Source organism: Enterobacter cloacae complex sp., assembly GCF_900322725.1.
In the GTDB taxonomy this organism is placed as follows: Bacteria; Pseudomonadota; Gammaproteobacteria; order Enterobacterales; family Enterobacteriaceae; genus Enterobacter; species Enterobacter quasihormaechei.
Genome location: NZ_LT991957.1, coordinates 4,421,984 through 4,434,767, shown reverse-complemented (window position 1 = coordinate 4,434,767; position 12,784 = coordinate 4,421,984). Strand labels below are relative to the sequence as shown.

At 55.3% G+C, this 12,784-nt stretch carries 12 protein-coding genes; 7 read left to right on the top strand and 5 right to left on the bottom strand.

Features of this window, described 5'->3' with window-relative positions; translation table 11 throughout:
• Nucleotides 1-167: 167 nt before the first annotated feature.
• Nucleotides 168-1,766, top strand: coding sequence for an ABC transporter substrate-binding protein (locus DBR02_RS21745; protein ID WP_107535430.1), 1,599 nt, complete (start codon nt 168-170; stop codon nt 1,764-1,766).
• Between the two features lie 99 nt (nt 1,767-1,865).
• A complete protein-coding gene (locus DBR02_RS21740) occupies nt 1,866-2,099 on the top strand; it encodes a YdcY family protein (protein ID WP_107535429.1) in 234 nt (77 codons plus the stop codon).
• 2 nt (nt 2,100-2,101) lie between these two features.
• On the opposite strand, the gene DBR02_RS21735 is transcribed toward DBR02_RS21740, so the two are convergent.
• Nucleotides 2,102-2,551, bottom strand: coding sequence for a DMT family transporter (locus tag DBR02_RS21735; protein WP_063866633.1), 450 nt, complete (start codon nt 2,549-2,551; stop codon nt 2,102-2,104).
• A complete protein-coding gene (locus DBR02_RS21730; RefSeq protein ID WP_107535428.1) occupies nt 2,548-3,066 on the bottom strand; it encodes a GNAT family N-acetyltransferase in 519 nt (172 codons plus the stop codon). The genes DBR02_RS21735 and DBR02_RS21730 overlap by 4 nt, the downstream gene beginning before the upstream one ends.
• A gap of 148 nt (nt 3,067-3,214) precedes the next feature.
• Between DBR02_RS21730 and DBR02_RS21725 the strand changes: the two genes are divergently transcribed.
• The 3 genes from DBR02_RS21725 to DBR02_RS21715 all read left to right on the top strand — a co-directional run bounded on the left by DBR02_RS21725 (nt 3,215) and on the right by DBR02_RS21715 (nt 5,821).
• A complete protein-coding gene (locus DBR02_RS21725) occupies nt 3,215-3,790 on the top strand; it encodes a helix-turn-helix domain-containing protein (RefSeq protein ID WP_107535427.1) in 576 nt (191 codons plus the stop codon).
• A 66-nt stretch (nt 3,791-3,856) separates the two neighbouring features.
• Nucleotides 3,857-4,891, top strand: a complete 1,035-nt coding sequence (locus DBR02_RS21720; protein ID WP_107535426.1) for an NADP-dependent oxidoreductase — start codon at nt 3,857-3,859, stop codon at nt 4,889-4,891.
• A gap of 261 nt (nt 4,892-5,152) precedes the next feature.
• Nucleotides 5,153-5,821, top strand: coding sequence for a GntR family transcriptional regulator (locus tag DBR02_RS21715; protein ID WP_107535425.1), 669 nt, complete (start codon nt 5,153-5,155; stop codon nt 5,819-5,821).
• Between the two features lie 131 nt (nt 5,822-5,952).
• On the opposite strand, the gene pqqU is transcribed toward DBR02_RS21715, so the two are convergent.
• Entirely contained in the window at nt 5,953-8,070 is a 2,118-nt protein-coding gene (pqqU, locus tag DBR02_RS21710) for a TonB-dependent receptor PqqU (RefSeq protein WP_107535424.1), read from the bottom strand.
• A 246-nt stretch (nt 8,071-8,316) separates the two neighbouring features.
• Here pqqU and yncE point away from each other — a divergent pair, with 246 nt between their 5' ends.
• Entirely contained in the window at nt 8,317-9,378 is a 1,062-nt protein-coding gene (yncE, locus tag DBR02_RS21705; RefSeq protein ID WP_107535423.1) for a 7-bladed beta-propeller protein YncE, read from the top strand.
• Nucleotides 9,379-9,470: 92 nt separating this feature from the next.
• Here the strand turns inward: yncE and ansP are convergent, their stop codons facing one another.
• Together ansP and DBR02_RS21695 are read right to left on the bottom strand one after the other, a co-directional pair.
• On the bottom strand, nt 9,471-10,967 hold the full coding sequence (ansP, locus tag DBR02_RS21700) for an L-asparagine permease (protein WP_063866638.1): 1,497 nt from the start codon (nt 10,965-10,967) through the stop codon (nt 9,471-9,473).
• A 327-nt stretch (nt 10,968-11,294) separates the two neighbouring features.
• Complete coding sequence (locus DBR02_RS21695) at nt 11,295-12,185, bottom strand: LysR family transcriptional regulator (RefSeq protein WP_107535422.1); 891 nt, start codon at nt 12,183-12,185, stop codon at nt 11,295-11,297.
• A gap of 111 nt (nt 12,186-12,296) precedes the next feature.
• Here DBR02_RS21695 and DBR02_RS21690 point away from each other — a divergent pair, with 111 nt between their 5' ends.
• Nucleotides 12,297-12,695: a (R)-mandelonitrile lyase gene (locus DBR02_RS21690; RefSeq protein WP_063449931.1), complete on the top strand. Its 399-nt coding sequence runs from the start codon at nt 12,297-12,299 to the stop codon at nt 12,693-12,695.
• Nucleotides 12,696-12,784 lie beyond the last annotated feature (89 nt).

Genomic DNA, 12,784 nt, shown 5'->3' with positions numbered 1-12,784 from the left:
GCTTGACGACTAACGCACCTTAAGGCAAATCGTTTTTCGTGGGCTGGTGCTTAAACCAGCGAAAAGTGCGGCTTTAGAATAACCTGATAGTGATTCGTTATTTGTCAGGTTATATCGCCTGTGCTGTTATTACTGTCCACTATAATAAAACCGAAAGGGTAATAACCATGTCTACAGGGAAAACCGTGCTCGCCCTCGCGCTGAGCGCGCTGCTGCCGGCAAGTGCCGCATGGGCGGCAAACAAAGACACCATTATCTACTGCTCCGAAGCGTCACCGGAGTCGTTTAACCCGCAAATCGCCAGTTCTGGACCCTCGTTCGTCGCCAGTTCGCAAACGCTGTATAACCGTCTGATTAACTTCGATCCGGTGAAAAATACCCCCGTGCCTTCGCTCGCCGAGTCGTGGACCATTTCACCCGATGGCAAAACCTATACTTTTACCCTGCGAAAAGGGGTGAAGTTCAACAGCAATAAATTCTTTAAACCGACGCGCGACTTCAATGCCGATGACGTTATTTTCTCGGTCATGCGTCAGAAAGACCCTAAGCATCCGTATCACAACGTTTCCCAGGGTAATTACGAATACTTTAATGACGTGGGCCTCGACAAGCTCATTCAGGATGTGAAAAAGATCGACGATTACCACGTTCAGTTCACGCTGAGTGAACCCAACGCGGCATTTCTGGCTGACTGGGGAATGGACTTTGCCTCAATCCTCTCCGCCGAGTACGCGGATGCGATGCTGAAAAAAGGCACGCCTGAAAATGTGGACACCTGGCCAATCGGCCCCGGGCCCTATGTGCTTCAGCAGTACAAGGTGGACTCGCTGATCCGCTACGTCGCCAATCCAAACTACTGGGACGGTGAAGTGCCGACCAAACACCTGATCTTCTCCATCACGCCAAACGTGGAAACCCGTCTGGCGAAGCTGCAAACCAACGAGTGCCAGATCGTTCCTGCGCCGTCGCCCGTGCAGTTTGAAGTGATTAAGAAAAACAAAGACCTGACGCTGCACTCGGTGGACGCGCTGAACGTGGGATATCTGGCGTTTAACACAGAGAAAAAACCGTTTGATAATGTGCTGGTACGCCAGGCCCTGAACTATGCGACGGACAAAAAGGCCATCGTGAACGCGGTCTTTATGGGATCTGGCACGGTAGCCAAATCGCCGATCCCGCCGAACATGCTCGGCTTTAATAAAGACCTGAAGGATTATGACTACGATCCGGAAAAAGCAAAAGCCCTGCTTAAGCAGGCGGGTCTGGAGAAGGGCGCGGAGGTCACGCTCTGGTCGATGCCGGTTCAGCGTCCGTACAACCCGAACTCACGGCGTATAGCGGAGATGATCCAGGCCGACTGGGCGAAAGTGGGCGTTAAGGCAAAAATTGTGTCTTACGAGTGGGGTGAGTACCTCTCCGGCATGCGTAAAGGCGAGCATGATTCCGCGCTGTTCGGCTGGATGTCCGACAACGGCGATCCGGATAACTTCGCCGACGTGCTGCTGGGTTGTAACAGTATTAAAACCGGATCCAACGCCGCGCGCTGGTGTGATAAGGGGTATGATGAGCTTGTGCAAAAGGCTAAGCTGACCAGCACCCCGGAAGAACGTGCGAAGCTGTACGGCCAGGCGCAGGAGATTTTCTACCAGCAGGCGCCGTGGATTGCGTTAGCTAACGGCAAAACGTTCTACGCGACCCGCAGCAACGTGACGGGTTACAGCGTGAGTCTGATGGGCAGTGATTTTTCGAAAGCGAAGCTGAACTGATCGTATTATTGCCGGGTGGCGCCAGGCTTACCCGGCCTACACTCAGCACCCGTAGGCCCGGTACGCCTGGCGCCACCGGGTACGTTAAAAGGAGTGACAATGTCACATTTAAACGATGTTATCGCCCGCGTTGATGCCGCCATCGAAGAGAGCGTTATTACCCACATGAATGAACTGCTGATCGCATTAAGCGATGATGCAGAGCTGAGCCGTGAAGATCGCTATACCCAGCAGCAGCGCCTGCGCACCGCGATTTCACATCACGGTAAGCAACATAAAGAAGAAGCGGAGGCGCGCCATGCTCACCTTACGCAGGGCGGGACTATTCTGTAGGGTTAAAACTGGCGCCGCGCCACCAGCCAGGCGCCGACCACCAGCAACACTGCGCCGCAGACCGGGCCAATCAGCGCGCGCAGCGGGACGCCGTGGCTTTTAAGGATGTCCATCACCAGGCCGCCAATCAGCTGGCTTGCCACCAGTACGGCAATCGTCGTTGCCGCGCCCACGTTCTGATACCCGCTAATACTGGCAAAGACAAAAAACGAGCCCAGCAGCCCGGGGATCAACGTCCACCAGCGCACCGTTGACGCCAGTTCGCTAACCCCCGCCAGGCCATTTTTCACCAGCAGGATGCTGACAAACAGCACGATCCCCACCAGCGAATTGAGCAGCATGGCGATAAGAATGGTGGAGGAGGATTGCGTAATGCGCACCATCAGGGTGTTCTGCACCACCAGCCCAATCCCGGCGGCTACCAGAAACGCTAACGTCAACGATTGATTCATGGCAGAGCATCCGGATCGCTGCGCTCATCAAGCTGGAGCTGCATAAAGGTTAAATCCAGCCAGCGGCCAAATTTGGTTCCCACCTGCGGCATATTTCCGGTAGTAATAAAGCCCAGATTGTTGTGCAGATGAATGGACGCCTGGTTCTGGGCCTCAATTCCGGCAACCATCACATGTTTACCGATCAGACGGGCTTCCGTAATTAATTCCTTCATCAGCAGCCGACCAATGCCTTTGCCCTGATGATCCGGGTGAACGTACACCGAGTGCTCCACCGTATGGCGAAAACCGTCGAATGCCCGCCAGTCGCCGAATGAGGCGTATCCCGTCACCACACCGTCTTCTTCACTAACCAGTACCGGATAACCCACCATCGTTCGCGCCTCAAACCATGCGATACGGTTATCGGTGTCGACGGTTTTATCGTTCCAGATGGCGGCGGTGTGCAGAACCGCATGGTTATAAATTTCAGCGATAGCGGCACAATCTTCTTTGCAGGCATGACGAACGATCATGGTTAACCTCTGGCTGTGTTGTTCACTATAGTAGTACGATCTACTCACAATATTACACAGTTCTTGTATTGCACCGCTACGACAAAATCCCTATTTTTTTACCGCCAGACCACCCAGAGAGAGCATCCATACACTATAGTATGACGTCATGAATACAATAACAGACAATATGAATCAACGGATTAGCGCCCGTATCCGCCTGGAACGTGAGTCCCGGGGCTGGTCTATAAGCGAACTGGCCGAACGGGCAGGTATTTCGCGCGCCATGATCCACAAGATTGAGCGGGGCGACAGTAGCCCAACGGCGACGCTGCTTGCCCGTCTTTCCGGTGCCTTCGGTATCAGCATGTCAACGCTCATCGCGCGCGCGGAAATGCAGGAGGGCAAGCTGTTACGTCTGGCGAACCAGCCCGTATGGCGCGATCCGCAAACCCACTATGTGCGTCGCCACGTGTCGCCGCGCACCGATCTGCCTATCGATCTCGTCCAGGTCGAACTGCCCGCGGGCAGCGATGTGCCAATGCCTGCCTCCTCCTATGCGCTGGCGCGACAGCTGATCTGGTTGCAGGCCGGTGAGCTGGTCTTTCTGGAGGGGGACACCCGCCATGAAATGAAGGCCGGAGATTGTCTGGAACTCGGGCCGCCGAACGACTGCCGGTTTATCAACGAAACGGATGAACCATGCCTTTATCTGGTCGTGCGGCTTAATCAGTCCGGCTCATAATGCAAAAGCGATCCGCAGCATAACGTGCCAGGCTTGAATGACATTTTCAGCAGTAAGGAGAGATGAATGAGTCAATCTACTACGCAAAACCGACGCTGGGTACTGGCCTCCCGTCCGCACGGCGCGCCGGTCGCCGATAACTTCCGCTTAGAAGAACAGCCTATCCCCACGCCCGCAGAGGGCCAGGTATTGTTACGCACCGTATGGCTCTCGCTGGATCCGTATATGCGAGGCCGCATGAGCGATGCGCCATCCTATTCACCTCCGGTCGAGATTGGTGCCGTGATGGTGGGCGGTACGGTAAGCCGCGTCGAGACGTCCCGCCATCCTGATTATAAAGAAGGTGAATGGGTTCTGGGTTACAGCGGCTGGCAGGACTATGAACTGTCGGACGGGAAGGGGCTGGTGAAACTGGACGAAAACCCGTCGCGCCCTTCGTGGTCACTCGGCGTGCTGGGGATGCCGGGTTTCACCGCGTATATGGGGCTGCTCGATATCGGTCAGCCTCAGGCGGGGGAAACGCTTGTCGTGGCCGCAGCCACGGGGCCGGTAGGCGCAACGGTGGGGCAGATCGGTAAAATAAAAGGGTGCCGGGTCATCGGCGTGGCCGGCGGTGAGGAAAAATGCCGTCATGCGGTTGATGTGCTCGGTTTCGACGCCTGTCTGGATCACCGTGCGGACGATTTTGCTGAACAACTGGCGAAAGCCTGCCCGCAGGGCATTGACGTTTATTACGAAAACGTCGGCGGTAAAGTCTTTGACGCCGTGCTTCCGCTACTGAATACCTCCGCGCGCGTACCGGTTTGTGGACTGGTCAGCGGCTACAACGCGACCAACCTGCCAGAGGGTCCGGACCGGTTACCGCTGCTGATGGGAACCATCCTGAAAAAACGCATCCGCATGCAGGGCTTTATTATCGCTCAGGACTATGGTCATCGTATCGACGAGTTCCAGCAAGAAATGGGCCGCTGGGTGCAGGAAGGCAAAATTCACTATCGCGAGCAGGTTACGGAAGGGCTGGAAGCGGCCCCTGACGCGCTGATTGGGCTGCTTGAAGGGAAAAACTTCGGCAAAGTCGTGATCCGCGTGGCGGCAGACTAATCAGGGCATCGGTTATGGCGGACGGGGTCCGCCATAATTATTTGTGCAGATACGATATATTGTCTTTAATTAACCCATAAGCTTTGCGCGCCTTCGGCCCAGCTCAGCCATAAGTGGTAAACGCACTATTATTTGAACGATTTTTTATTTTAACGCGCGCCCAACTTACCAGGCATGACGATACAGGATTATATCGAACCGGCGATGTTTTTTTAAACAGTCGCCGAAAATGGCATTTTGTTTTGGCTACGGGAATTTGACATGCTTGATTTGGATAATTTGGAAAAAGCACAAAGAATCAGTCTGACTATGCAAGTTGAGAACAGTTTAAAGGGAGCGTTAATTACGGGCTCATTAAAACCTGGGGCTCGACTCATCACCAAAGAGATTGCGGATAAATTAGGCACCAGCATCACGCCGGTGCGCGAGGCCCTGCTGCGCCTGGTGTCGGCGGGCGCCTTACAGGCCACGCCTGCGCAGGCGTTTTTGGTCCCGGAAGTCACGCTGGAACGGTATAACGAAATTAACGCCATCAGAAAGCAGCTTGAGCCGATGGCCGTTGCGGCGGCGTGCCAGAATATGACCGACACCAAACTGGATGCACTACGTGCGCTGGCTGATAATTTCAGCACCGCCATGCATCAGGGCGATGTGCAGAAAGCGATTCAGGCCAACCGCGTGTTCCGGTTTACCCTCTATCAATATGCCGAGATGCCGACCCTGAACTCGCTGATTGAGCAGCTGTGGGTACGGATAGGGCCCTGTATCAACTACCTGCAAGAAGAGCTGAGTGACGTGCCCGCAGAGACCTATCATTATGACGATCTGCTTTCTGCGCTTGAGAAAAGGGATGTGGCGGCCAGCCGGGAAGCGATCGATAAAGCCATCGACGAAGCCAATATTCTTCTGCAACGACAGTACTACAGTTAAGGCGCTTTCTGGCAGACTTATCTGTTTATACCTGTTTAACATTTCCTGAATGAATTCCCGGCGCATCAGGCAACCGGGAATAATGTTATTTTTTTAATTTTTACCGGCAACGCGCGCTGCCGGAGACTGTTTTATTCAAAACGATATGAGACCGACAGGCCCACGCCATAGTTACGACCAGGGGCAGGTTCGTAATACCGGTTGTAGCCAGCGTTAACAATCTCTGAACCGGCGTACTCTTTATCGAACAGGTTATCGACGCGACCAAAGATGTCCATTCCCCATTTGCCGTAATTGAGCTTATACCCGGTATTCAGACCGACCACGGTATAAGAGGGCGCTTTGGCGGTGTTAGTATCGTTTGCCATAACGTCGCTCATGTAGCGTGCATCTGCACCCGCGTACCAGCCTTCCTCCGGCTCCCAGCCAAACGATGCATACCCCATGTTACGGGCAATACCCGGCATTCGATTGCCGCTACAGTCTGCATTGTTACAGACGTTAGTACGGTAGGTGGCATCAAGATAGGTCCACGCCATTTTCAGCTTCCAGTTCTCAGCAAACTGCTGATCGAGCGCAATTTCCACACCCTGTCGGCGCGTTTTTCCCGCATTTTTGTAGGTGGTGCGGCCATCTTTGCTTTCGTCGACCACGATTTCATTGTCGGTGTCCGTACGGAACAGCGCTGCCGTCAGGATACCATTGCCGATGCGGGTTTTGCTGCCGATCTCATAGGTATTGTTGGTTGACGGTTGCAGGTTGATATTGAGGCCACCTTTCCCATCAGAGCGATAGGAGAGTTCGTTGATGGTTGGGGTCTCAAATCCGCGTCCCGCTGCGGCATACAGGTTCCATGCGTCGGTCACAGCGTATTTCACTGCACCTGCCGGAAGCCATTTATGGTAGCTGGCGTCGCCGCTGTCATCGCCGTTTTGCGGCGTAATGTAACGATCGTTGGAGTCAAACCAGACGGAGCTGTACCGCACGCCCGCCTCAACGGACAGTTTTTGCGTTAGCTGCCACTGGGTTTGCAGGTAAGGATCCAGGTTCCACATCAGGTTACGTTCGTCCCGGCGTTTGTTGCCCTTCACGCCAAGTTCCGGCACGCCGTTGTCCATCACGAAGTTTTCATACCCGCGACGATTTTCACTCATGTTTTCGTAGTTCAGGCCGGTAGTAAAGGTCACCGGCACCAGCAGCTCGCCCCGGTGTGTCCAGCGCGTATCAATACCCTGATAGTGACGCTGCATATCAATCACGCCGCCCGCATGCGCAGGGTTTGCTGTCTGCGTGGTAGCAGGAATGGACTGGTACTGGGTCATTTCACGTTCACCGGCATACATCATCACGCTGAGGTCGTCCTGCTCGCTCAGTTGACGGTCGTAGCGGAGCCCGGCCTGGGTCTGCTTAATGGTCTTCCGCGTGTTGTACTGATCGCCGCGGGGTGATTGACGCGGATTGTTCTGCCATTCCTGATAGCTCAGTCCGCCCGGATCGTTAGCTTTCATGTCCACGCTGTTAAAAATCAGCGTCAGCTTGCTGACGTCATCAATGCGGACACCCAGTTTCGCGTTGGCGAGGTTTTTTCGTGCGCCGCTGTGATCGCGATAGCCCTGGGTGGTGAAACGGGTGGTGGATACGGCGTAGTCCACGTCTCCCGCCTGCGTACCGTCGCCCACCGCGCCGGTGGCCTTCAAGCCGTAACGCCAGGTGCCGTAGCTGCCGTAATAGCTGCTGGCCTCAACGGTGGCCGGCTGCTGTCCGGTCTGGGTATTAATGTTGATCACGCCGCCGGAGGCATTGCCGTACAGGGCGGAGAAGGGGCCGCGCAGCACGTCGATGCTCTCTACGCTGCTGAGATCGATGTTTGACGTTTGCCCCTGGCCGTCGGGCATGGTCGCCGGAATGCCGTCCACGTACATGCGGATCCCACGTACGCCAAAGGTTGAGCGCGCGCCAAATCCGCGGACTGAAAGTTGCAGATCCTGGGCATAGTTCTGGCGATTCTGGATTTGCAGGCCAGGGACGCTCCCCAGAGATTCAGAGAGATTGATGCGCGGGGCGGCATGGCGCATGTCTTCACCCTGTACCACGCTGACTGCGGCTGGCGTATCCAGCTCGGAGACGGTTTGCGGCGTAGCGCTCACAATCAGGGTTTGTTCTTCTGCGGCCAACGCACTCAGCGGGCCAAAAGCGACGGGGACGAACAGCAGTGGTAGCGATGCCCTGCGGGCAGAAATGATTTTCATGGAATAAACCGTTTAAGAAAAATTCGAACCAAATCAACTGGAACCTGTGTATATATGTTAAATCCTTTGTAAATCTTATGAAAACTATAACCGCACATTTCGTGAATGTAATGGAATGAGGGAAAGAAATACTCCACATTCAACTCATTAATGATTACTATTCTCATTAAAATAGCGGCAAAGCGATGACTTTGCCCCCCGGAAGCGATGTCAGCGGTATATCTCCTCATTTAAAAAGGAATTGTTATGTCTTTACGTCATCTGTGCTCGCCGCGCCTGCGTGGATCTCTGCTGTTGGGTTCTTTACTGATCGCCGGTACGTTCCAGGCTCATGCTGCTGAAGAGATGCTGCGCAAAGCGGTAGGCAAGGGCGCGTATGAAATGGCCGTCAGCCAGCAGGAAAACGCGCTGTGGGTTGCGACGACTCAAAGCCGCAAAACCGATAAAGGCGGCGTGGTTTATCGCCTGGATCCGGTCACGCTGGAAGTGACGCAGGCGATTCATAACGATCTCAAGCCGTTTGGCGCCACGATCGATAAAGCCACCCAGACCCTGTGGTTCGGAAACACCGTCAACAGCGCCGTAACGGCCATTGACGCCAAAACGGGCGAGGTGAAAGGGCGCCTGGTGCTGGACGATCGCAAGCGTAGCGACACGGTGAAGCCTCTTCAGCCGCGCCAGTTGGTGGCCGATGACGCGACCAATACGGTGTACATTACCGGTATCGGTAAAGAAAGCGTGATTTGGGTGGTGGACGGCGCAACGCTGAAGCTGAAAGACACCATCACGAACACCGGCACGTTCAGCACCGGCCTGGCGCTGGATGCGCAGGCTAAACGTCTGTACACCACCAATGCGGACGGCGAGCTGGTCACCATTGATACCGCGACCAACAAAATCCTCAGCCGTAAGAAGGTGCAGGACGACGGAAAAGAGCACTTCTACCTGAACCTGAGCCTGGACACTGCCGGTCAGCGCGCGTTCCTGACGGATTCTAAACAGCCAGAAGTGCTGGTGGTGAGCCTGAAAGATGGCAGCGTGATGCAGAAAATCGCCGCGCCAGAATCGCTGGCCGTACTGTTTAACCCGGCACGCAATGAAGCCTACGTGACGCACCGCGAGGCAGGTAAGGTGAGCGTGATTGACGCTAAAACTTACAAAGTGACCAAAACCTACGATACGCCGGTTTACCCGAACAGCCTGGCGCTGTCAGCGGATGGCAAGACGCTGTACGTGACGGTGAAACAGAAGTCTACCCGTCAGCAGGAAGCAACCCAGCCTGACGATGTGATTCGTATTGCACTCTGATGTGGGAATTGCCCGGTGGCGCTGCGCTTACCGGGCCTAAAAAACCAGGAAATGTAGGCCGGGTATGGCGAAGCCGCCACCCGGCTTTTTTATTAACGCGACGTCTCTTCCACCAGCGGACCGTCCTGTTTGCCCTCTTCAGGATGAACCGGTGCGGTACTGTGAATTTCGTTCACGCGTTTACGCACGCCAAACCAGCCGGCAATCAGCAACACCGCCAGTAGCGGGATGGTCGCGATGGTGTAAGTACCGTTCGGGTAGTCGAACGCCATCAGCACCAGCACGCTCAGCAGGAACAGCAGGGTAAGCCAGGAGGTCACCGGCGCGCCCGGCAGCTTGAAGCTGACGTCAGCCGCTTTCCCTTCTTTGATCGCCTTACGCAGACGCATCTGACACACCACGATAAAGGCCCAGGAAGCGATGATGCCCAGCGCGGCGACGTTCAGTACGATCTCAAACACCTGAGACGGTACCAGATAGTTCAGGAATACGCCGAAGACGTACACCACCAGCGTGGCCAGAATACCCGCGTAAGGCACCTGCTGCTTGCTCATCTTCGACATAAACTTTGGCGCAGATCCGCCCATCGACATAGAGCGCAGAATACGGCCTGTTGAATAGAGGCCGGAGTTCAGGCTGGAGAGCGCAGCGGTCAATACCACGATGTTCATGATGCTGCCCACATACGGCACGCCCAGCTTAGAGAAGAAGGTCACAAACGGACTTTGACCCGCCTGGTACGCGTTCCATGGCAGCAGCAGTACAAGCAGCACCACGGAGCCAACGTAGAACAGGCCGATACGCCAGATTACGCTGTTGATCGCTTTTGGCACCATCGTCTGCGGATCTTTACATTCACCTGCCGCCGTACCGACCAGCTCAATGGAGGCAAAGGCGAACACCACGCCCTGCACCAGAACCAGGGCTGGCAGCAGGCCGTGCGGGAAGAAACCGCCGTTATCGGTTATCAGGTGGAAGCCGGTCGCGTTGCCGTCCAGCGGTTTACCGGTGCCGAGGAATACGGTACCGACCACCAGGAAGATCACGATGGCCAACACCTTCACCAGCGCGAACCAGAACTCCATCTCGGCGAACCACTTCACGCCGATCATGTTCATGGTCCCGACAATCGCCAGCGCGCCCAGAGCGAACACCCACTGTGGCACATCGCCAAACGCGCCCCAGTAGTGCATGTACAGCGCGACGGCGGTGATATCGACGATGCCTGTCATGGCCCAGTTTACGAAGTACATCCAGCCTGCGACATAAGCGGCTTTTTCACCGAGAAACTCACGAGCGTAAGAGACAAAGCTGCCGCTGGAAGGGCGGTGAAGCACCAGCTCGCCTAGGGCACGAAGAATAAAGAAAGAGAAGATCCCGCACACCAGATAGACCAGGGCGAGAGCGGGGCCGGCCATTTGCAGACGTGCGCCTGCACCTAAAAACAGACCCGTACCGATAGCGCCGCCGATGGCGATCATCTGCACCTGACGGTTGCCCATCGCCTTGTGATAGCCCTCTTCGTGAGAGTTCAACCAGCGACGTTTCGCAGCATGATGATCGGCTGCGCTTTTATTGCTTGTTTTCATTGAGTTACCTGTTTGCCTGTCTGAACCATTAACGTGATAGTCCTGCCTGGCAGAGGCCGAAACAAACGATTGCTTCTGCGCAGACACATGCTGCCTTTCCAGTCATTCTGTGTATGGATAAGGCAAAACATGGCGAGGCATCCTACCCGCAATTGATAAGCGACGCAAAATATAACCGTGTCGAAAGTGATGCATGTCGAAGGAAATCGTGTGGTCAGAGCAGACGGGGATCGCAATGCGCTGAATCGTGGCGCTTTTTTAGGCAAAAAGGCCGGTGAACGCTGATTAATCCATCAGGTTTACTTGATAATTACTGCCAGGTAGAGATTATGAATGCCGCAGGGCTTCAATGAGCAATGCAAAGGCAGTTGTGTGCTGGCGGCGGCTCGGATAATACAGATGGTAACCCGTAAATACCGGGCACCAGTCCTCAAGGACTCGCACTAACCGTCCTTCAGCAAGCGCGTCGAGTATCGCATCTTCTGGTACATACGCCAGCCCCAGCCCGTTTACGGCGGCATCGATGCGTTGCGGCAGGCTGTTAAGGATCAGCTGACCGTCAACCCGCACGCGTATCTCACGACCGTCTTGCTCAAATTCCCAGGCGTATAATCCCCCGTGAGTAGGCAAACGCATATTCATGCAGCGGTGCTGTTCAAGCTGCTCTGGCGTTTCCGGTACGCCGAAACGGTGCAGATAATCTGCCGATCCGACGACCGCCATCCGCATGTCCGGCGCAATACGTACCGCAATCATATCTTTCGCCACCTGCTCACCCAGGCGCACGCCCGCATCAAAGCGGCCATCGACAATATCTGTCAGGCCATTGTCCACCGTGACTTCAACGTTGATGTCAGGATACTGCGCCATAAAGGGTTTGAGTACAGGCCACAGCACGGCAGACATGGCGTGCTCCCCGGCGGTAAGGCGGATATTCCCGGCGGGTTTGTTCCGCGTATCTCGCAGCGCGGTGAGTTCCTGCTCGATCTCCAGCAGATGTGGGCTTAAGCGCATGAACAGTTGCTCGCCGGCCTCGGTTGGGGCCACGCTGCGGGTAGTGCGGGTCAACAGACGCACCTCCAGCCTCGCCTCCAGATTGCGCATCGCGTGGCTGAGTGCCGACTGTGACACGCCCAGCTGCGCAGCGGCACGGGTAAAGCTGCGCTCCCGGGCGACGACCATAAAGGAGAGCAGATCGTTGAAATTGTCTTTGAGCATGGCGGTGCATCCGATTTATGAATTGAATTCATGGTTCCTTTTTGATTATGCACTCTAATGCTCATGGCGGCTTTACGCTACTGTTAACGCAACATCTAAGAGGAGAAAATCATGAAAATTATCCGTAGCGGTTCTTTACCTTCCGTCCAGGGGCCAGACGCCTGGTTCACCGGCAGCGTGCGCATCGATGCGCCTTTTCAGGCGACTGAACCGGCAAAAGTTGGCGGCGCAACCGTCACCTTCGAACCCGGCGCGCGTACCGCCTGGCATACGCATCCCCTTGGACAAACGCTTATCGTGACGCAGGGACGCGGCTGGTTACAGGAGTGGGGCAAAGAGGCGGAACCGCTGAATCAGGGGGATATCGCCTGGATCCCACCCGGCGTGAAGCACTGGCACGGCGCCAGCGCGCAGACGGCGATGACCCATATCGCCATCGCCGAAGCGGTCGACGGGAGTCCGGTGGCGTGGCTGGAAAAGGTCACCGATGAACAGTATCCAAACGCGTAGCGGTAAGCTATAGCTGATTTCCGGCAATCCAAATGTAAATTAATTGTTTCTCAGAGGTGAAATCCGCCCTTAATAATGACGACATGTTA